This window comes from Vibrio navarrensis, assembly GCF_015767675.1.
Lineage (GTDB): Bacteria > Pseudomonadota > Gammaproteobacteria > Enterobacterales > Vibrionaceae > Vibrio.
In genome coordinates this window covers 2,826,419-2,847,111 of the sequence record NZ_CP065217.1, presented here as the reverse complement: position 1 = coordinate 2,847,111, position 20,693 = coordinate 2,826,419, and the positions used below count along the sequence as shown (strand labels likewise).

Genomic DNA, 20,693 nt, shown 5'->3' with positions numbered 1-20,693 from the left:
AACACTCTCCAAGACCTACCTTTGAAGGTTTGATCAAAGTGGCCTGTAGGCCTTAGGCAGGAGTAAGAAAACACCTTACTAAGTAAATAATCAAACTCGTTTCCCGTTAAAAACGTTAAAATGGCCACCAACTCCGTCATAAACGTCATTTCTATCTAGGCTGAGTTGTTTTTGCTGAAATTTTGCGCATTGATGTGCGTCGCATACCTAAGGTGTTCAATTGCTTTTTGTTAGTGATTGCTAACCACTCAAGCCTTGTTTTAATTGCCATTTAAGGCTGTTGTTAATATTGTAGATCTTGCTCACATCTGAAAAATGAGTTAATTAATCAGACAAAATTTAATCTGCCGTTCTGTTGTGATTGAACTCGCAAACTGCTTTAAAAGTCCACGATGAGTCAGTGGAAAAGGCATTTTTACGTTGATAATCGCTACTAGTCAGTCATGAATCTGCCATTAATTCTTCAAGTAAATTAAGCGTTCTGATGTGAGTTTTTGAGTGAAATTATCTCGTTTGACCGACAGAACAAACGCGCCTTAGGCAGCCTGAGTATCCGTTGAGCAATGTGGTTCGGGATGAGAGGTGTTGATAGATGATCGACGTTGATTGAGCTGTTAGAACAAAAGGTAGAGGGTATGGCTATTGCGCTCAATATCAACCGATATAAAAAAAGCCCAAAATACATTTTGGGCTTTTCGGCGCAGTTCTCACCACTAGCTGGTGAGTAGACGTTGCAGCTTATCGCGCTGCATTTCAATGTAGCTACGCTCTGGGCTCTGCTCTTTACAATGCGCGAGAATAAACTCAATAGAACTGAGTACCGTACGCCAACGAGGCGTTCTTGGTAATGTTTCAATGCGCATGTATTTGTCGAGAGTACGGGTTTGCAGCGTACTTCGGTCGAGATAGACGCGCCACAAGCCGCTTTTCTCAGCAAAAGCAAACTTATTCTCACCCGAGACTGACTCCCAGTAGTCTAACGCATGAGTCATCACATCGACCAAAACCTCACGCATTATCTCTTGTTTGTTTTGGCTGCTCCCTAAAGCTTTGTCAGCCAATCGAGTGAACTCTCCGCCCAGTTCTTTCAGGCTTTGAAGTTTCTCTTTATCGCCATCAAAAGCATAGCTTGAGAGCACCTCAACGGCGGTTTCTAAGTTGTGAATGCGCGACGCGGTTGCGCCGCCGCCGACGTTGAAGATATACATGGCATCTAAACCTGATCCTTCAGGTAATTTGAGAATGTCGGTTTCAATGTGCTGTCTTACATCTTCGACGTAAATATCAATGTGGCCGCAATAGTGTGGTTGTTTGACGGTTAGGTACTTGGGCGCAATCAATTCCTCTGCGTTTGAACGCCTGAGTTGTTCCAAATTGCGTTTAAACAGTTTACAAGCGGCTTCGTTGGCAAAACGGATGCGTTTGTCTTCCCGGATACAGATGATGGCTTCAGGGGCGGATTCCAGTTGCTCCAGTAGCCGTCCTTGTGTCTCCAGTAAACTTGCTTCGACCATGGCACGCTGCTTTAATTCGGCTTCCAAGCGGCTATTTTCCAAGCGTCGCTCTTCGGCTTTACTCGCCATTAGATGTGCCTTGATTCGCGCGGCAAGCTCATGCTTATTAAACGGTTTGGATAAGTAGTCGTTGGCACCCGCTTCAAAGCCGCGCACGCGATCTTCACTTTGATTGAGTGCGGTCAGCATGATGACGGGCAGTTCAGCCAGATCGAATTCTTGACGTAACTGATGACAAACCTGATAACCACTCATACCCGGCATCATGATATCGAGTAGCAATAACGCTGGCTTCTCTTGCTTGATCAGTGCGAGAGTTTCTGGGCCATCGGAAGCGGTTTTGACGCGATAACCTTCAATGCGCAGGAAACTTTCCAGTACACGTAGATTAACGGGTTCATCGTCAGCCACCACTAATAAGGCGCCCTGCGGATTTTCTGGAAGCGACGATTGGTCGAGAGAGAACAATTCGTTGCTGTCAGGTGCTTGGAAGTGATGGTATTGCGACATCTTCGCTGTGGTATTGATCTCGTCATCACTTGCCAAAGGCAGGGTAAAACTAAAGGTAGTGCCAACCATTGGCTGGCTGCTGACATACAGTGAGCCGCCCATCAGCTCAATCAACTGACGGCTAATCGAGAGGCCAAGACCAGCGCCTTGCCGGTAACGACCTGCATCTTGCCCCGCTTGGATTAACGGCTCAAAAATGTGCTCCAACTGTTCTGCTGGAATGCCCTGTCCAGTGTCTACGACTTGGATTCTTGCTTTGCCGTCTACCACGTTGGCGGAGATGACGATTTTGCCTTCACTGGTGTATTTGATAGCGTTGCCAATCAAGTTGTACAACACTTGCTCCAAGCGTTGTGGATCGGCGGAAACGGGGGCGAGATCGTTTGGAACTTGATTAATGATTCGTAGTGTTTTATTGCCGAGCAGATGACTGGAAAGCTCAAGCACTAAGCGTGTGGCACTGGCCAAACTGACAGCCGATTTATGAATGTCCAAGCTGCCGTAGCGCATTTTGTGATAATCAAGTAGGTCGTCGACTAGGTTTGCAAGCCTTTGGCCGCTTTTGATGATGATGTCTAGCTGATATTTTTGGCTGCCAGGAATCGGACCATTGGCACCGGAGACTAAGGTTTCGGCAATGCCAATCATACCATGCAATGGAGTGCGCAATTCGTGTGAGGTGGTCGCGAGGAACTCATCTTTGAGTTTATCGGCTAATTGCAGCTCATCGTTTTGTTTTTGGATCAATTGCAGGCTTTTTTCCAACTCTCGGTTCTGCGTTTTGATTAACTGAATTTTGTCGCGAATGGAGCGCTGCATACGTTCAAAGCTGACCGCCAAACGGCCAATTTCATCCCGGCGATCTGTATTGATCATATTCTCGTCAAGATCGCCAGCAGAGACTCGTTCTGCTGCCCAAGTCAGTTTAAGCAGCGGAGAGGTAATGAAATTGGATAGATAATGTGAGCAGATAAACACCAGAATGATGGCAATCAGCATGGCGATGACAAACAGTTTCTCCAACTGTTGGATGCGAGCAAAGGCTTCGCTTTCAGGCAATTGAACTACCAACGCCCAAGTTTGTCCTTTCATGATAATGGGGGTAAATGCGGCAATGGTCGCTTCGCCTAAGCCATTAATGTAGGTTCCAACCGAGGTTAATCCTGCCAATGCTTTGTTGATCACTTCCGCACTTTGGCTAATGTCGTCCTGTTTGGTACTCATGGTGCGAGGTGAGTGGTCACTACCTACGAGTAAAGTATGGATAACCGCATCTTTGCTTACATCGGCAACCAGTTTGGTTAAGCCATTGTTGGGCAAACGGAACATCGCATAGCTGTGCAAGTAGCCTTGTTGAATGATGGGCGCACCTAACCAAGCGACCTGTTTACCATCCTCCTCGGCGAAGTCGGAAATCAGTACTGGGGTGTAATCTTCGTTGTCCTTGCGCTTTTCAGTGACGTCTTTGGCAAGCTGGCGAAAGCTCATTCCAAGCAAAGTGTCTTTGTAGGGCCCCGTTTTCAGGTTGGTACCAAAATTATCGTATTTGTAGATGGAGTAGGTCACGTTACCATCCAAGTCGATGAGCAGGATGTCGTCAAAATCGGAGCGTTTGAGTAGCTCTAGGTAGGCCCAGTGATAGCGCTTATGCAGCAGTCGGTAACGTTCACTACCGACATAACTGCTGGATTCAGGCAAGATTGACGTTTTGATCTGATCGCCCGAGCCAGGAATATAGCGTTGCTGGGCGTTTTCGCGTGCTTGCTCGATATCCAAACCAAGGCTTTTAAAGGCGTTGACGAGGCCATAAAAACGCCCGCCACTGGCATAAGCCAACTCTGAACGGACAAACCCCATCACTTCGGTTTCTTGTGCCTGAAAATAATCCATCACCTGTTGTTGCTTGGTATCGCGCACCGAAAGTAGGTGGGAAGTGCTTTGCTCTTGCAGATCCTTGCTATGAGATTGCAAAAAGAAAATCGCAATGATGGTCAATGGTGTCAGGCTCAACACCAAAAAGGCCGTCATCAGGGTGCTTTGCAGACGTTTGAATTTCTGTTTCCGGTAAAACTTAAACATACAATTTCGTTAAGGCTCTTGAAAGACGAGGACTCAAGCTTGGAGAGTCATGAATGCGAAACGGATAAATGGTTAATGAACAGTACTTGATACAACAAAATAGACCATTTTGAATTTAACGAAATTAACGAGTTTTTTTACTTTGACAAGTAAGTTGTTTACAAAGCGTGGATGGAAACGCAAAAAATCGCTCTAACGGGGTGAGTAGGTCACAATGTCATGCTGGGGCTGCGGAGATTGTGACCAATGTGCTTACTTGTGTGCCTGATAAATGGCGAACTTGCTGGTCTTATTTAGCGTCGCACAATTACCGAATGATTGCTCTATAATCGGAGGATAGCGCAGGAAGCTGTTGGCGACGATGAGCAGTTCACCGTTGGCATTAAGGTATTGTGGCGCCTTGCCCAATAAGGTTTCGGCTGCGTTATAACTTGTTTCAAGACCACTGTGAAATGGTGGGTTAGATATGATGAAACGGTAATCACTGGCGGTATCAGAGTAGATATCGGAAGCAAACACACGACCTTCCAAGCCATTCGCTTGCAAGGTTGCTTGGCTTGATGCTAATGCATAAGCATTGATGTCACACATTTCGAGGCTAATCTGTGGGTTGGCTTTTGCCATGAATGCACCAATGACTCCCGCACCACAGCCAAAATCCAGCACCTTACCGCTTAATGACGGCAAGGTTTCGAGTAATAGTTTACTGCCTAGATCAAACTCGCCGTGGCTAAATACACCTGGTAAGCTTTTTACTGTGATTGTATGACCGTTGAGCGTCAGTTGATAGCTGGCAAACCAGTCTTGTTGAGCAAAGGGGGCGGGAATCTGTTCGCATTGTCCCCAATAAAATGAACAGCGACGAGCGGAGTCGTACTTGTTGATTGGCCCGTAGTCGCTAAACATTTTCTCTATACTTTTTATCCCGGAGCGGTTTTCACCCACCACGACTATCTCACACCCTTGGCCTAACTTGGCCATCAGCATCGACAGTAAGTAGTTCGCCTCTGCTTTGGCCTTTGGCCAGTAGAGCAGCAACAGGTCCGCTTGCGTCGCTTGGTCAAACTCAGCGCCAAAGTAACTCTTCACCTGATCGGATTGCTGAATTTGACGAAAGTAAGCGTAATTGGAGGTAAACACAGTCACCGTTTGGCAATGTTGCGCCAGTTCGATGGGGAAAGTGTCTTCGATCTCTCCGGCGACCAGAACGTGTTTACCTTTGAAATAATCGAGTTGACGTTGGGCGATTTGGCTTGGGGCGGTGTATGCAGACATGTGGGTACGCTATCTATAAAAATTGGGCAGATTTTCGCACACTCTGCCCATGACTTGAAGTCTATCTGAGGTTAGCTGTTGTCTTGTTGGTCGAGAAAGCTCTTAAACTCTTCCTCGTAAATATTGAACAGCACCATAGTGACGGCAAAAATGAGCGGTCCATAAATAAGGCCGATGAGGCCAAACAGTTGAATACCGCCCAAGAGAGAAAAGAAGATCATCAGGGTATTCATTCCCGCGCTGCCTTGCATCAAAAACGGCCGCAGCAGATTATCAATCGAACCGACTACTGCAATGCTCCAAATCGCCAAGAAGATGGCCCAGCCCGTTTCTCCGGTCAGCAGCAGATAGAGTGTCGCCGGAATCCAAATCAGCGCCGTACCTACCACCGGAATGAAAGAGGCGAAGCCCATCATGGTGCCCCAGAAAAGTGCAGGGAAGCCCGCGAGCCACATGCCGATACCGCCAGCGACCCCTTGAGCTATCGCGGTGAGAAAAGACCCCATCACGGCTGACTTCGAGACTTTCTCAATTTCGTCCAGCAGTTTGTCTTCCTGACTGCGTGACAGAGGCAAAATGTGGCGGATGGCGGCGATGATCTTATCGTGGTCACGTAACAAGAAGAACAGCACAAACAGCATGAGGAAGAAATCCAGCAAAAAGTTGGTGGCGTCCCCCAAAATTTTGGCGCTAATTGCAACTAAATTGGATCCGAGTGCACTGGCCAGTTGCCCCACTTTTTCGGCAATCGACTTGGCGTCAATATTGTCAAAAGGCAAATATTCATTGAGCAGTTCCAGCCCTTTAGTCACCCAAGGATGAGCGAACACGGTTTGAATGCCGCCGTGCGTAACCCATTTGTAAGTGTTCTGAGAAAACAGAGATCCTTGCTGTACGATGGCAGCGAATACAAACAGCAGCGGCACCACGATAATGAAGGTCAGCACAATGCAAGAGAGTAATGAGGACAGATTTTTCTTCTGCGGCATCTTATGCTCAAACCATTGGTGAACAGGAAACATCAGCAGAGAAATGATAAATGCCATAATGATCGAATTGATGTAGGGCTCGACCAGCAAATAACAGGCAATGCCAGCGGCCAGTAGCGCGACGATCAAAACCCGATGACTGGAAGTAATTTTGACTTTTTCTGACACAGTTGCCATCCACGATAGATTGATATTGCGGTTATAATGACGCCAAATCATGACGTTATCAATGCGGAGAGTGGATGATGGGCTGTTGCAATAAAGATAAAGACTGTGAAAAACAGCAACGAAAAAGATCCATTCCTTGGTTTTCTCTCGTCGTAGTGTTGCTGGCACTACTGGTACTTTTCAACTGGCAATAAAAATGGGCCACTTTGTTGTGGCCCATTGAACTCGGTTGACAAGGATATTATTGCTGTTCTTGCGCCAAGATGGCAAAACAGCGATCCGCCGCTTCGAGCGTTGCATCGATCTCTTTTGAGCCGTGCGCTAAAGACGTAAAGCTGGCTTCAAAAGCAGAAGGCGCCAAATAGACACCGTGCTCAATCATCAGATGGAAGAAACGTTTAAATCTTTCAACATCGCACTTGGTCACATCTTCATAGCAAGTAATTTGCTCTTGTTCGGTGAAGAAGAAACCGAACATGCCGCCGACTTGGTTGACCACTAGAGGGATGCCGTGTTTGTCGGCTAACGATTTGAAACCGTCAGCCAATTGTTTGGTTTTCGCCGCTAAACGTTTTTCGTTGCCTTCTTCTTTTAACAAATTCAGGCAAGCGTAACCCGCTGCCATCGCAACAGGGTTGCCCGATAGCGTGCCAGCTTGGTAAACCGGACCCGTTGGTGCGATAAACTGCATCACATCCTTACGTCCACCAAACGCACCAACTGGCATACCACCACCAATGATTTTACCCAGCGTGGTGAGATCGGGTTTGATGTCGTAATACGCTTGCGCGCCGCCCAGTGCTACACGGAACCCCGTCATCACTTCATCAAAAATTAACAGCGCGCCCTCTTGGTCGCAAATGTCACGCAGCCCTTGGTGGAAACCTTCCACTGGTGGAATGCAGTTCATGTTACCAGCGACAGGTTCGACGATGATACAGGCGATTTCGCCTGAGTTGGCAGCAAACAGTTCACGCACTGAATGCAAATCGTTGAAGCGAGCGGTCAGCGTATGTTTGGCAAAATCAGCAGGGACCCCAGGCGAGCTTGGTTGACCAAGGGTTAATGCGCCCGAACCAGCTTTGACCAGCAAGCTGTCTGCATGGCCGTGGTAGCAGCCTTCAAATTTGACAATTTTGTCGCGGCCAGTAAATCCACGTGCCAAACGAATCGCGCTCATGGTCGCTTCAGTACCTGAGCTCACCATACGCAACTGTTCCATCGATGGCACAAGCTGTGAAACCAGTTCGGCCATTTTGATTTCCATCTCGGTCGGCGCACCAAAGCTCAAACCGCGCTGTGCTGCGTCAATTACTGCTTCACGAATCACCGCGTGGTTGTGACCGAGAATCATAGGCCCCCATGAACCCACGTAGTCGATATAAGCTCTACCGTCCGCATCAAAGATCAACGCGCCATCGGCTCTTTCAACAAAAATTGGCGAACCGCCAACGCCATTAAAGGCGCGCACCGGAGAATTCACTCCGCCAGGGATGGTCTGTTGGGCTTTCTGATACAGCTCGGATGATTTGGTCATGGGTTTATCCTCTTCTGATTGCTCGGGACCAAGTGGCGGGCATTGTACCTCTCTAAGAGGCAGTTAGAAATATTTTGCTGAGCTTTATGACTCCTTTCACGAGTTTACGGAAAATATTCAGGCTAGAATGTATTGCTTAAGAGCGAACTATAAAGTGGTGAATACTTGAACGTATTGGTCAGGTATTGGATAATCGCTCTCATATCAACAAAGATACGTCCGTCGCGTGAGTTATTTGGAATACTCATACCGACGGCATTACACGAGTGAGAGAGGTCGTCGTGAGCGATATGAATGTACCAATATCCTTTTCGGATGCAGCAGCGGCACGGGTAAGAATGTTGATTGCTGAGGAAGAAAATCCAGCGCTGAAATTGCGTGTCTATATTACTGGCGGTGGTTGCAGTGGTTTCCAGTATGGTTTTACTTTTGATGAAAACGTCAACGACGGTGATATGACCATTGAAAATAGTGGTGTCATTCTGGTGGTTGATCCTATGAGTTTGCAGTATTTGATCGGCGGTGTAGTCGATTACACGGAAGGGTTAGAAGGATCGCGTTTCTTCATTGATAACCCCAACGCCAAGACCACTTGTGGTTGCGGCGCCTCGTTTAGCGTGTAATCCGGTTAGACTCTTCTTCAAAGGTAGTTGTATTGCGCAACTACCTTTGTTTTACGCCGCTAGGATATTGCGTAAAACACGCTCCAGACTCCGGGGAGCAAATAAAAAGGACTTTTTATGTCTATCAAACAACAAGGCCGCTTTTTTTTGCAGCGTCCATGGCTAGTTTCTCTACTTATTATCCTCGCATTAACCACGTGGCTTAGTGTGGGTTCTCTGCAAGCCGAAGAGCCGGCTCCCCTCACCAAAGAACAAGCTATTCCACTCGCGAGTGTCGTTTTTCAAACCTTTAACGCGCAAAATACCGCCAAGAGTATTGATCTCTATGGCCGTACTGCGCCCAATCGGCAAGCCAAGTTAGGCGCTGAAATCGCTGGAAAAATTGTGCGCTTAGACGTTGAGAAGGGCCAAGCGGTACGTAAAGGTCAAGTGGTCGCCGTGATAGACAAACGCGATCTCGATTCCCAGTTGCAGCGTGCCAAAGCCATGCTGGACGTTCGGCAGAAAGAATTCAAAGCGGCGCAATCGCTCAATAACCGTGGCCTACAAGGTGAAGTGGCCTTTGCCACGGCCGAAGCGGCCCTAGTGGAAGCGAAAGCGAATCTGGTGACGGTGGAAACCGAGCTGCGCAACACCGAAGTAAAAGCCCCTTTTGATGGCATTCTAGATAGTCGTTTTGTCGAACTCGGCGATTTTGTTGGCATTGGCGACCCAGTAGCGACGGTGATTGACTTGGATAAGCTGGTGATAGAAGCGGATGTCAGTGAGCGCCATGTGCAATCGCTTGCCAACTCGCAAACGGCGAAAGTCCGTCTCCTCAACGGGCTGGTCTTGGACGGTAAGATGCGCTACGTAGGGCAGGTCTCGTCTCCCGCCACTAATACCTTCCCGATTGAAGTCGAAGTGGATAACCGCATGCAGAGAATCCCGGCAGGGGTGAGCGCTGAAGTGCATCTTACTCTAGATGAAACCTTAGCCATCAAAGTAACGCCTGCCATGCTGGCACTGGATAACAATGGCAATCTAGGCGTGAAGACTTTGCAAGACAGTGTGGTGCGTTTTGTGCCTATTCAACTGGTCAAAGCGGAGCAAGATGGCGTTTGGCTCTCAGGGGTGGGAGACAAAGTTGACATTATCGTCCTTGGTCAAGGGTTTGTGCGCGATGGTGATAAAGTCCATGCGACGCGCCAAGCCAGCGTAGCGGTCAATTAAGGAGGCGATATGTTTTCTATCATAGATGCGGCCTTATCGCGTTCGCGCACCATGATCAGCTTGCTGATCTTGATTTTGATTGCCGGTGTGGGCACCTACATGACGATTCCCAAAGAGTCGAGCCCAGATATCACCATTCCGATTATCTATGTTTCGGTGAGTCATCAAGGCATTTCGCCTGCCGACGCTGAGCGGCTGTTGGTTCGGCCGATTGAGCAGGAGCTGCGCTCGATAGAGGGCGTAAAAGAGATGACGTCTACGGCTTCAGAGGGACATGCTTCTGTGGTGTTGGAGTTTACCGTTGGCAGTGATTTGGCCAAAGCCATGGCGGATGTGCGTGAAGCGGTCGATTTGGCTAAGCCAAAATTGCCGACGGAGAGCGATGAGCCAACGGTGAACGAAGTGACGCTCGCCTCGGAAGAGCCTGCTTTGTCGGTAGTGTTATATGGCACGGTGCCGGAGCGCACGATTGTTCAGGTAGCCCGTCAGCTTCGTGACAAACTCGAAAGCTTTCGTCAGGTGCTGGAAGTGGACATTGCCGGTGACCGAGAAGATATCGTGGAAATCGTCGTCGATCCGCTACTGATGGAGAGCTATGGTCTTGATCAGGGCGATATCTATAATTTGATCGCCTTGAATAACCGCGTCGTTGCGGCAGGTTTCGTCGACACCGGCTACGGCCGTTTCTCGGTGAAGGTACCTTCGGTTTTCGACTCACTTAAAGATGTCTTAGAGCTGCCGATCAAAGTGGACGGCAAGCAAGTGATCACCTTTGCCGATGTCGCAACGGTGCGCCGCTCTTTTCGCGATCCGGAAAGTTTTGCCCGCCTCGATGGTAAATCTGCCGTGGTGTTGGATGTCAAAAAGCGCGCAGGTGAGAACATCATCGAAACGGTTGAGTTGGTAAAACTGGTTATCGAAGAGGGGCAAAAAAGAGACGACTGGCCTGCGAACTTGTTGGTTAAATACACTTGGGATCAGTCAAAAGACGTTGAGTTGATGCTCAACGATCTGCAAAACAACATTTTGTCGGCCATTATTCTGGTGGTGATTGTCATCATCGCCATCTTAGGTGTTCGCACCGCGTTTTTGGTTGGCGTATCGATTCCGGGCTCATTTTTAACTGGTTTACTGGTGCTGGCCGTGTTTGGTTTAACCGTCAATATTGTGGTGCTGTTTGCTCTTATCATGGCAGTTGGCATGTTGGTTGACGGCGCTATTGTGGTGACGGAGTTTGCCGATCGACGCATGCAAGAAGGCGTGGACAGGCGCAGTGCCTATCTTGATGCCGCCAAACGTATGGCGTGGCCGATTACCGCTTCCACCGCGACCACGCTCGCCGCTTTTGCCCCTTTGCTCTTCTGGCCAGATATTACTGGCGAATTCATGAAGTATTTGCCACTGACCTTGATAGCAACGTTAGCGGCTTCTCTGATTATGGCGCTGCTGTTTGTACCCGTACTCGGTGGTTTGATTGGTAAACCACAAAATGTTTCCGCTGAAAATCAACGTCGTATGGTAGCACTGCACAATGGTGAGTTTGATAAGGCAACGGGCATTACTAAGCTTTACTATCAAACCCTAGCCATTGCGATTCGTCACCCGCTGAAAATTCTGTTGAGTGCGATCTTACTGGCGGTTGGTATCGGTTTTACCTACAGCAAAGCGGGGCTTGGAGCGGAATTCTTTCCAGAGGTTGATCCGCCTTTCTTTACCGTTAAAGTTCGCTCTTATGGCGATCTCTCTATCTATGAGAAAGATGTCGTGATGCGTGGCATTGAGCAAGTCATGCTCGGTCACGATGAGTTTGAGAGTGTTTACACACGAACAGGGGGCGATGATGAGATAGGGCAGATTCAGATCACGCCAGTCGATTGGCAATACCGTCGCAAAGTGAAAACCATCATTGAAGAGCTAAAGCAAACGACTTCGAAATTTGCTGGGGTGGAAATTGAGTACAAGTTCCCAGATGCAGGGCCGCCAGTGGAACATGATCTCGTGATCGAAATGTCTTCGCGTGTGCCCGATTACTTAGACGAAGCCGCGAAAATGGTGCGTCATTGGGCGGACAACAATCCCGCTTTGACCAATCTCAGTGACTCTTCGAGTAAAGATGGGATTGACTGGCAGATCGATATTCGTCGTGATGACGCTGCTCGCTTTGCTGCTGATGCCACCTTAGTCGGTAATACGGTGCAGTTTGTCACCAATGGCTTGAAAATTGGAGATTATTTGCCAGATGATGCGGATGAAGAAGTCGATATTCTAGTACGCTATCCCGAAGACAAACGCGATATTGGCCGCTTTGATCAATTGAGGGTGAAAACGGCAGCGGGATTAGTTCCCATCACCAACTTTGCGGAGATCAAACCCAATCATAAGCAAGATACCATTAAGCGTATTGACGGGCATCGCGTGATTAACGTGATGGCGGATATGGCTGAAGGCTACAATTTGGCGTTGGAACTGCCGAAAATTGAACAAGCGCTCAGTGAACTCGGCCTTCCTTCTGGGGTGGAGTTTAAAATCCGTGGGCAAAATGAAGAGCAGGAAAACTCGTCTGCCTTTTTGCAAACGGCGTTTATGGTGGCGCTGGCCGTGATGGCTTTGATTCTTATCACTCAGTTCAACAGTTTCTATCAAGCGTTTCTAATCTTAAGTGCGGTGTTATTTTCAACCGTTGGCGTGTTTGCTGGGTTACTGATTTTCCAAAAGCCCTTTGGCATTATCATGTCTGGAATTGGGGTTATCGCCCTAGCGGGCATTGTGGTGAACAACAACATTGTGTTGATTGATACTTACAACCAACTGAGAAAACGTGGATTGGAGAGGGAAGAAGCGATTCTAAGAACCGGGGTTCAGCGTTTACGCCCGGTAATGTTAACCACCATTACGACCATTTTGGGTCTGCTGCCAATGGTGCTTGAGATGAACATCGATTTGATCAATCAGAAAATCGAGTTCGGTGCACCGAGTACTCAATGGTGGTCGCAATTGGCAACGGCAGTTGCGGGTGGGTTGGCTTTCGCGACCGTTCTAACGTTAGTGCTTACGCCCTGTTTGTTGATGTTGGGCCGCGAGAAAGCCTCACCCATTGTGCCTGATGAATATGAGCAGCTGATTGCGGATGAAGAAGCGGCAGATACTGCGGTAAAATAGCGCTGTGAGAGGTATTGGGTGAATTAAAAAGAGGCAATTTGAATTGCCTCTTTTCTTTTGCCCGAAGGTTATTGCATTGCCAGCAGTTTGCTGTAGCGCTCCAATTTTTCCAGACTCAGTGTGGAGTTGGCGATAAAGGTCTGCTTTGCACTTCCGCTCAGTGATTGCGCCTGAGGCAAACTTACCGTTCTGGGGTTTTTATGCACCCCATTCACCAAAAATTCGTAGTGTAAGTGCGGACCCGTGACGCGACCTGTTCCACCAAGCGTGCCAACCGTCTGCCCTTGTTTTACCCGTTGGCCCGTTTTGACCAGACGCTTTTTCATATGCAGATATTTGGTGATGTAAGTATTGCTGTGTTTGATAAACACGTAATTACCGTTGAACTGGTTGTAGGCAGATTGCAAAACCACGCCATCTCCCGCCGCCCAAATAGGAGTGCCCACTGGCGCAACGTAATCCGTGCCACGGTGTGCTTTAACTTGGCCAGTCACAGGGTGAAGGCGACGTGGATTGAAATTGGAACTGACACGGCGAAAATCGATCGGTGCCCGAAGGAAGGCTTTTTTCATCGCACGGCCATTCTCATCGTAGTAATTGTCGGTTCTATCATCATAAATCGCAGTGAATGTTTCGCCTTGGTTGTGGAAAATCGCTGCGATGATCCGTCCGCGACCAATCACTTCTCCTTCAACGACTTGTTCTTGATACAAAACGCGAAAACTGTCTTTTTCACGAATATCTAACGCAAAATCGATATCCCAACCAAAAATGCCCGCCAGTTCCATGATTTGGTTAGGGGTTAAATTAGCGCTGATTGCTGCGTTCCAGAAATTGGAAGTAATCGTGGCTTCGGCGTAGGCGTACTGATAGTTGACCTCTTTGCGATCCAATTGTGAAACAAATTGCTCGCCTTCTTTCTGTATGGCAAAGGTTTCGAACGCGTTTAATTGTCTTTTGAGTTGCAGCAGATTGTTTTGCTCATCAAAGCCAAATTGCAACAGATCGCCAGGGCGCAGCTTGGTTAACTGCTCTTGAATATCGCTGTTGGTGCTGATCAGTTGGTGAAGCAAACTGGCCGACAAACCAATACGGCTAAAGAGCAAGGCGGCGCTTTCGCCTTCTTTCACTCGGTGCTGTTCCCAACGACTGATGGCCGACTCGGCGCTAAGTGGCGTTGTAAGAGAAAAGCTTTGCGTATTGAGTTCAATCGGATAATGCAATCCGACTTGCAAATGATTTTCCTTGGGGCGCAAATCGTTCACATCCGGGAGCAAAAAGGCAGCGCTGAATATAATTGCACTAAAAAAGCCGATGAACATTTTGTGCAGCAGTGGAAGACGGGTAAAAATCGAAAGCATGTCTGGTTTTTAATGATATCTAAGAGAGAAAAATAACCTTGGATTAGTCTAACTTGTTTCAAAATGCAGTGCTATTCAAGTAAGATGTCCAGCTATTATATTTTGCCAAATTTGTGGGAGTGAACAAGCATGGCGAGCATTGAAGCTGCACTAGCCGAGATTAAACGCGGTGTTGAAGAGCTGATTCCAGAAGAAGAGCTCATCGCAAAATTAAAAGAAGGCCGTCCTCTACGGATCAAATTGGGGGCGGATCCGACCGCACCTGACATCCACCTTGGCCACACGGTGATATTCAATAAGCTTCGCTTGTTCCAAGAATTAGGTCATGAAGTGACATTCCTGATTGGTGATTTTACCGCTATGGTCGGTGACCCAACGGGTAAGAACAGTACGCGTCCGCCGCTCAGCCGTGAAGATGTACTTCGTAACGCTGAAACTTATAAAGAGCAGGTGTTCAAAATCCTTGATCCAGCGAAAACCAAAATTCAGTTCAACTCTGAATGGCTTTCTGAGCTGGGTGCGGAAGGGATGATTCGTCTTGCAGCGAACCAAACTGTGGCGCGTATGCTTGAGCGAGATGATTTTAAAAAGCGTTACGCGGGTGGTCAGCCGATAGCCATTCACGAATTCATGTATCCACTGTTGCAAGGCTGGGACTCGGTTGCGATGGAAACCGATGTTGAGCTTGGCGGTACTGACCAGAAATTTAACTTATTGATGGGCCGCGAACTGCAAAAATCTCACGGCCAGAAGCCGCAAGTGGTACTGATGATGCCACTGCTTGTTGGCCTTGATGGCGAGAAGAAAATGTCGAAATCGTCGGGCAACTACATCGGTATCAGCGAAGCGCCGAGTGAGATGTTCGGCAAGATCATGTCGATATCAGACACTTTGATGTGGAGTTACTACGAGCTGCTCTCTTTCCGTCCTTTGGAAGAGATTGCACAGTTCAAAGCAGACGTTCAAGCGGGTAAAAACCCACGCGATATTAAAGTGCTGCTGGCGAAAGAGATCATTGCTCGTTTCCATAGCGAAGCGGATGCAGACGCCGCTGAGCAAGAGTTTGTCAACCGTTTTGCTAAGAACCAAGTGCCTGATGACATGCCAGAGTTTACGTTTGCCGCAGGTATCGCGATTGCGAATCTGTTGAAAGACGCCGAGCTGTGCGCATCGACCTCGGAAGCGATACGTATGGTTAAACAAGGTGCAGCGAAGCTGGATGGTGAGAAGATCGACGATGCTAAACTTGAGCCGGTTGCTGGCACTTATGTGTTCCAAGTTGGCAAGCGCAAGTTTGCTCGTGTCACCATCGCCTAAACTCGGCTGATTGTATTAAATTGAAAAAGCGCCTTTCGAGGCGCTTTTTTTGTTGGCTGCTAACCCTAACCCTAACCCTAACCCTAACCCTAACCCTAACCCTAACCCTAACCCTAACCCTAACCCTAACCGTTAGGGGCGCTGAGTCGTGACTTGGCTAAACTGCAGCAAATCACGATAGAAGGCGTTTTCAAATTGGGTAATCGGCGCCACTGGCGTGCTTTCCTCTGACGGGTAGTAGTCAGTGATAAACTGCACAAAAGCGGATCTCGGTTGGCCGCTTTGGTCTAGTACAAACCCGGCCATGTTATAGCTGCCATACAGTGAACCACTCTTGGCGAGAATTTGCCCTTTCACGGGTTCTTGGCGCATGCTTTGGCGGTATTTTAATGTCCCAGAGACACCGGATTTCGGTAGCATGGAGAGAATTCGCAGCTGGGCATCGTGTTGCCAGAGATATTTTAATATCGCCATCATATCTTGTGGGCTCATGCGGTTATTGCGTGATAATCCCGAACCATCAGCAAGCTGTGCTCTGGAGAGATCGATGCCCGCCTTGGCGAATAAGACTTGCTTGATCGCTTCGGTGCCGTTGTTAAAACTTCCCGGCTGAAGATAGAAGTGGGCGCCGAGCGCTTTGGTCAGGTTATCGGCGATCAAGTTGTCAGAATGCTTGAGCATTGAATCGAGTAAAGTCGGCAATGGAGCGGATTGATGCGTCGCGATCAAGATGGCCGAGGTCGAGTTTGGTACACCAATACGAATCTGCCCAGTGAACTTGATATCGAGCTGTCGTAGTAGGGTGTAAACAATTCGTGTCGCGTACTGTGTTGAGTCCTGCACTGCAAATTTAAGAGGTAACGGCTTATCGCGTTCGACTAGACATCCTTGGAGTTGATACTGGTTGTTGCTTGAGGTCAAAAGTTCTAAATCACAATGGCTGGCTTCTTTGATCGTTTTGGAAACGGTTTTTACGTCAGTCGTCACATAGATAGGAAAGTGCTCTGGTACGTAAACGCGTGTGTTTCCATCATCTTGGGTATAAATAGATGCTTGGACACAGTTTTCATCCAGAGTAATGGCACTCGATGGCGCACTGTAGCAAACGCCCAAAATATCCCACGGCCAACCCACGGCGCGTTCATAGCCCGTAAACACACTGTTATCCAGCCAAATATCGCCCGAAATTTGCGTTATCCCCTGTGCTTTTGCCTCAGCAAAAAGGGTTTTGAGCCGGTCTGTTGTGAGCGTGGGATCACCAGAAAAGCGTAAAATAACATCCTGCTTATCGCGCAGCAGTTGGGTGGTAAAAACAAAATCGTCTCCCAACTCTAATTTGGCTGCCAGTGCAGTGGCTAATTTTAAGGTACTCGCCGGTGGAAAAAGCTGTGGATTGCTTGGTAAGCTACTCAGGCTGGTTTGGTTTTGTAAGTTCTCAACCCACAAGCTGCTTCGACTACCCTCAGGCAGGTAAGCCAAAGGCGCATAATTGTCCGCTTGTACCGAGGAGATATGAGCAAAAAAGCCGCAGCCGAGAAGATACAATGATTGAAGAAAAAAGCGCATGCGTATTGCCTGTTGAATATCAAAGTGACAACAGTATAGCGGGGATAAAAAACGCCTGCTAGTTGAGCAGGCGTCGAGAGTCGTAGGCCGAATAAGGCGTATTAGAAGTCGTAACGTAGACCAATAGCCAGTTCGTCTTCTGCTTGTGCTTTGGTTGCTGTCGCAACGGTGCTAGCAACAGTACCGTACTTATCACCTGCATCAATCAGGTTAAAGTTGTAAGAAACATAACCACGGAAGTTTGGTTTGAAGTAGTAAGTGGCATCCAGTGCTACGTTATCTGCAGAAGTGTTGCTGTTGGTTTCTGCATTGTTATAGGTGGTAGTAAAGACGGTTTGACCCATAGTGTAGCGAGCAGCCAGCTCGTAACCTGTGTAGTCACCACCCGTTTTCGCTAACTCACCATCGGTGTAAATGCCTGCGAAGTACAGATCACCCATAGTGTAAGACGCTGCTAGCATGTACTCATTTTGATCTTTTTGATCGGCGTAACCACCACCAAGCGCCAAGCCAGTATTACCGATAGCGTAGATGGCTGAAAGTGAGTAGCCATCTTGACCATTATCTGAGTAGTAATCAACTGTACCGTTGTTGTCTTTGTTTTCGACACGATCTGCAAAGCGGTAGCTCGCTTTCACCGTTAGAGCGTCAAATTGACCAGCATAGGCAACCATATTATCTACGCGGTCAGCTGCTGCAATTTTCTGTGCTGCAGAGTTACCGTGGTAAGACATGATATCGGTAAAGTCAGTGATGATGCCTAGCGCGCCATCATTTTTACCATAAGTGATCTCGCCAAAAGTACCGCCAATACCTGCATAAGTGTAGCGATTATCTAGATGGTTGTTCTCTTTGTTGCTGCCGTTGTCAGCCGTTGTAAATTCGCCCTCAAAAAAGCCCACACCATACAGACCATCTTGGATGTCAGCTTTACCCAATAGGTTCACTCGGACACGTGAGTTGTCTTGTGCTTTGCCATCTTTTATTGAAAGACGCGCTTCTGCACGACCACCTATATCTAGAGAAGCACCGTCTTGGTTGTAAATTTCAGTTGCATTCACACCCGTTGCCACTGCAGCAGCAGATACCGAAAGAGCAATTAATGTCTTTTTCATCGTTTTATAGTCCTAGTTTTAGCAGTCCATATATCGCTATTATCGCTATGAGTGAGGCTTAACGCTCTCGTAACAGATAGCTTTGTTTTGGTTGAATCTTCGCTGCGGCTACCCATAAACGTTTGAGGAGTAACGCATATAAGAGCGAACAACGTCGTTTGACTGCCATGTTGTACTGCCAAACCTCACGAGGTGGTTAGTAAAATGATATAAATTCTAATAATGAACACTGTTCGATTTTTGATTTTTGCTTTTAATTTATTGAATGTAAATGTTATTTGTTTTTTCTGTGTGTGGGGTGGCTTAGTTTTTTTTTATCTTTTTTTAGTTGTTTTCCTGCAACTTAATCGTTAGGAATGTTGTCTATTACAGCAGGCTATGGCTATTTTCGCAGGCTATACATGTTTGTTTGAGGCAGCGAAAAGCGATAGAACAAATTAAGATGATTTGGTGATAAAGTTTGTTTACACTAAACACATAAATGTTCTGTAACTACCTACTCCTATGAGTGGGTAGATTTTTTTTGTCCAAAGGACACTTTGGCATAGAGGTAGAAAATGGAAAAAGTTCCAATGACAGCTCGCGGCGAACAGTTGCTGCGCCAAGAATTAGAAAGATTGCTCAAGTTGCGTCCACAGATTTCCGAGGCCATTGCTGAAGCCCGTGAGTTGGGCGATCTGAAAGAGAACGCCGAGTATCATGCTGCTCGTGAAGAGCAGGGGATATGCGAAGCGCAAATTCGTGATATTGAGTATAAATTGTCCGTGGCTCAGGTGATTGATGTGAGCAAAATGGAAAACACAGGTAAGGTTATTTTCGGTTCGACCGTGACATTGATCGATTGCGATACCGACGAAGAAAAAACGTATCAAATTGTTGGTGAAGATGAAGCTGACATCAAGGCTGGGCGCATTTCTGTCAGTTCGCCAATTGCACGTGGCCTGATCGGTAAAATGGAAGGTGATGAAGTGGCAATCACCACGCCTGGCGGCACGAAAGATTTTGAAATTGACCGCGTGGAATACATCTAAGCGTTTGATAACTAAAATGACGAAAAAGGTCGCACTGCGCGACCTTTCTTTTGTTCGTTTCCTACGTAAATATCGTCATTACTTACGTGGAAGTTCAATTTTACGTTGTTCCGATTGACGGAAAAGTACCAAAGTTTTACCAATCACTTGTACTTTCTCCGCGCCAGTTTCACGAACAATCGCATCGACAATCAGCAGCTTAGTTTCTCGATCTTCAGAAGCAATTTTAACTTTGATCAGTTCGTGAGAATTAAGTGCAATTTCGATTTCGGCAAGCACGGCTTCTGTAAGTCCATTTGCGCCCATGAGCACAACAGGTTTTAAACTGTGAGCTAGGCCTTTTAGGTGCTGCTTTTGTTTGGTGCTTAGGTTCATTCCGCCGCCATTTTTATTTAAACTAAGGGTTGAAAAAACCTATTTTAGCGCCATCTATTGCTGAAGACTATAATTTATTGAGCGATAGAGTCTGCCTATCAAAGTAATAGGTCTGCAAACAGCTTCGTTGAGATTAGAATGAGTAAACAGAAACATTCGGCCAGTTCTGGTCGTTGGTTAAAAGAGCATTTTGATGATAAGTATGCAAATGAGGCCAGAAAAAAAGGCTATCGTTCCCGTGCTTACTTCAAAATTGAAGAGATTCAAACGAAAGATAAGTTGTTGAAACCAGGTATGACTGTGGTCGATCTAGGAGCTGCACCTGGTGGGTGGTCTCAGTATGCGGCTAAGATTCTCGGTGAACAAGGGCAAGTGATTGCTTGTGATTTGTTACCCATGGATCCGATTGCGGGCGTTAGCTTCTTACAAGGTGATTTTCGCGATGATGCTGTACTAGAAGCGCTTTTAGAGCGAATACAACCTTCGATGGTGGACGTAGTCATGTCAGATATGGCACCAAATATTGCGGGCAATAACTCGGTTGATCAGCCACGTGCTATGTACTTGGTTGAATTAGCTTTAGATATGTGTCGACAAGTTCTGGCGCCTAATGGTAGCTTTGTGGTCAAGGTTTTCCAGGGGGAAGGCTTTGATGAATACGTTAAAAACGTTCGCGACATGTTTAAGGTCGTAAAAATCAGAAAACCAGAGTCATCGCGAGCGCGTTCACGCGAAGTCTTTGTTGTAGCCACTGGTTACAAAGGTTAACTATTTAGCTCAAGCTGGGCAAAGTTAACACTATAGATACAGGTTACAAACTGTAGTACCCTACCTTTAATTACAATTAGTTATCGAGAGGCTG

At 47.3% G+C, this 20,693-nt stretch carries 14 protein-coding genes; 6 read left to right on the top strand and 8 right to left on the bottom strand.

Annotation, left to right across the window (positions count from 1 at the left end):
- Positions 1 to 713 precede the first annotated feature (713 nt).
- From I3X05_RS13375 to hemL, 4 genes are all read right to left on the bottom strand, one after another.
- Positions 714 to 4,103 (bottom strand): response regulator, encoded by a 3,390-nt coding sequence (locus tag I3X05_RS13375; RefSeq protein WP_045571158.1) that lies wholly within the window; start codon positions 4,101 to 4,103, stop codon positions 714 to 716.
- A gap of 252 nt (positions 4,104 to 4,355) precedes the next feature.
- Entirely contained in the window at positions 4,356 to 5,378 is a 1,023-nt protein-coding gene (gene rsmC / locus I3X05_RS13370; RefSeq protein WP_045571157.1) for a 16S rRNA (guanine(1207)-N(2))-methyltransferase RsmC, read from the bottom strand.
- Between the two features lie 71 nt (positions 5,379 to 5,449).
- Positions 5,450 to 6,535: an AI-2E family transporter gene (locus tag I3X05_RS13365; protein ID WP_045571272.1), complete on the bottom strand. Its 1,086-nt coding sequence runs from the start codon at positions 6,533 to 6,535 to the stop codon at positions 5,450 to 5,452.
- A gap of 241 nt (positions 6,536 to 6,776) precedes the next feature.
- Complete coding sequence (hemL, locus tag I3X05_RS13360; RefSeq protein WP_045571156.1) at positions 6,777 to 8,072, bottom strand: glutamate-1-semialdehyde 2,1-aminomutase; 1,296 nt, start codon at positions 8,070 to 8,072, stop codon at positions 6,777 to 6,779.
- Between the two features lie 281 nt (positions 8,073 to 8,353).
- Here hemL and erpA point away from each other — a divergent pair, with 281 nt between their 5' ends.
- The 3 genes from erpA (at position 8,354) to I3X05_RS13345 (ending at position 13,066) form a co-directional block, all read left to right on the top strand.
- Entirely contained in the window at positions 8,354 to 8,695 is a 342-nt protein-coding gene (gene erpA / locus I3X05_RS13355; RefSeq protein ID WP_045571155.1) for an iron-sulfur cluster insertion protein ErpA, read from the top strand.
- Between the two features lie 117 nt (positions 8,696 to 8,812).
- Positions 8,813 to 9,907 carry an efflux RND transporter periplasmic adaptor subunit gene (locus I3X05_RS13350; RefSeq protein WP_337970788.1) on the top strand — a complete coding sequence of 365 codons (1,095 nt, stop codon included), beginning with the start codon at positions 8,813 to 8,815 and terminating at the stop codon, positions 9,905 to 9,907.
- Between the two features lie 9 nt (positions 9,908 to 9,916).
- On the top strand, positions 9,917 to 13,066 hold the full coding sequence (locus I3X05_RS13345; RefSeq protein ID WP_045571153.1) for an efflux RND transporter permease subunit: 3,150 nt from the start codon (positions 9,917 to 9,919) through the stop codon (positions 13,064 to 13,066).
- 68 nt (positions 13,067 to 13,134) lie between these two features.
- On the opposite strand, the gene I3X05_RS13340 is transcribed toward I3X05_RS13345, so the two are convergent.
- Entirely contained in the window at positions 13,135 to 14,427 is a 1,293-nt protein-coding gene (locus I3X05_RS13340; RefSeq protein ID WP_337970787.1) for a peptidoglycan DD-metalloendopeptidase family protein, read from the bottom strand.
- Positions 14,428 to 14,556: 129 nt separating this feature from the next.
- On the opposite strand from I3X05_RS13340, the gene tyrS reads away from it, so the two are divergent.
- Positions 14,557 to 15,744 (top strand): tyrosine--tRNA ligase, encoded by a 1,188-nt coding sequence (gene tyrS, locus I3X05_RS13335; protein WP_193253667.1) that lies wholly within the window; start codon positions 14,557 to 14,559, stop codon positions 15,742 to 15,744.
- A gap of 132 nt (positions 15,745 to 15,876) precedes the next feature.
- On the opposite strand, the gene dacB is transcribed toward tyrS, so the two are convergent.
- Positions 15,877 to 17,310: a serine-type D-Ala-D-Ala carboxypeptidase gene (gene dacB, locus I3X05_RS13330; RefSeq protein ID WP_045571150.1), complete on the bottom strand. Its 1,434-nt coding sequence runs from the start codon at positions 17,308 to 17,310 to the stop codon at positions 15,877 to 15,879.
- A 101-nt stretch (positions 17,311 to 17,411) separates the two neighbouring features.
- The gene (locus I3X05_RS13325) at positions 17,412 to 18,425 is read right to left on the bottom strand and encodes a porin (RefSeq protein ID WP_193185777.1); all 1,014 of its coding nucleotides are present in this window, start codon (positions 18,423 to 18,425) and stop codon (positions 17,412 to 17,414) included.
- Between the two features lie 557 nt (positions 18,426 to 18,982).
- On the opposite strand from I3X05_RS13325, the gene greA reads away from it, so the two are divergent.
- Positions 18,983 to 19,456, top strand: a complete 474-nt coding sequence (greA, locus tag I3X05_RS13320) for a transcription elongation factor GreA (RefSeq protein WP_039430391.1) — start codon at positions 18,983 to 18,985, stop codon at positions 19,454 to 19,456.
- Positions 19,457 to 19,534: 78 nt separating this feature from the next.
- Here the strand turns inward: greA and yhbY are convergent, their stop codons facing one another.
- Entirely contained in the window at positions 19,535 to 19,831 is a 297-nt protein-coding gene (yhbY, locus tag I3X05_RS13315; RefSeq protein ID WP_045571148.1) for a ribosome assembly RNA-binding protein YhbY, read from the bottom strand.
- A gap of 138 nt (positions 19,832 to 19,969) precedes the next feature.
- On the opposite strand from yhbY, the gene rlmE reads away from it, so the two are divergent.
- Positions 19,970 to 20,599: a 23S rRNA (uridine(2552)-2'-O)-methyltransferase RlmE gene (rlmE, locus tag I3X05_RS13310; protein WP_045571147.1), complete on the top strand. Its 630-nt coding sequence runs from the start codon at positions 19,970 to 19,972 to the stop codon at positions 20,597 to 20,599.
- The last annotated feature ends 94 nt before the right edge of the window (positions 20,600 to 20,693 follow it).

Excerpts from the sequence above, each read along its gene's own strand:
- I3X05_RS13340 (WP_337970787.1), bottom strand. The coding sequence starts at position 14,427 with ATGCTTTCGATTTTTACCCGTCTTCCACTGCTGCACAAAATGTTCATC.
- I3X05_RS13345 (WP_045571153.1), top strand. The coding sequence starts at position 9,917 with ATGTTTTCTATCATAGATGCGGCCTTATCGCGTTCGCGCACCATGATC.
- hemL (WP_045571156.1), bottom strand. The coding sequence starts at position 8,072 with ATGACCAAATCATCCGAGCTGTATCAGAAAGCCCAACAGACCATCCCT.
- yhbY (WP_045571148.1), bottom strand. The coding sequence starts at position 19,831 with ATGAACCTAAGCACCAAACAAAAGCAGCACCTAAAAGGCCTAGCTCAC.
- greA (WP_039430391.1), top strand. The coding sequence starts at position 18,983 with ATGGAAAAAGTTCCAATGACAGCTCGCGGCGAACAGTTGCTGCGCCAA.
- I3X05_RS13350 (WP_337970788.1), top strand. The coding sequence starts at position 8,813 with ATGTCTATCAAACAACAAGGCCGCTTTTTTTTGCAGCGTCCATGGCTA.
- rsmC (WP_045571157.1), bottom strand. The coding sequence starts at position 5,378 with ATGTCTGCATACACCGCCCCAAGCCAAATCGCCCAACGTCAACTCGAT.
- rlmE (WP_045571147.1), top strand. The coding sequence starts at position 19,970 with ATGAGTAAACAGAAACATTCGGCCAGTTCTGGTCGTTGGTTAAAAGAG.
- I3X05_RS13375 (WP_045571158.1), bottom strand. The coding sequence starts at position 4,103 with ATGTTTAAGTTTTACCGGAAACAGAAATTCAAACGTCTGCAAAGCACC.
- dacB (WP_045571150.1), bottom strand. The coding sequence starts at position 17,310 with ATGCGCTTTTTTCTTCAATCATTGTATCTTCTCGGCTGCGGCTTTTTT.
- tyrS (WP_193253667.1), top strand. The coding sequence starts at position 14,557 with ATGGCGAGCATTGAAGCTGCACTAGCCGAGATTAAACGCGGTGTTGAA.
- I3X05_RS13325 (WP_193185777.1), bottom strand. The coding sequence starts at position 18,425 with ATGAAAAAGACATTAATTGCTCTTTCGGTATCTGCTGCTGCAGTGGCA.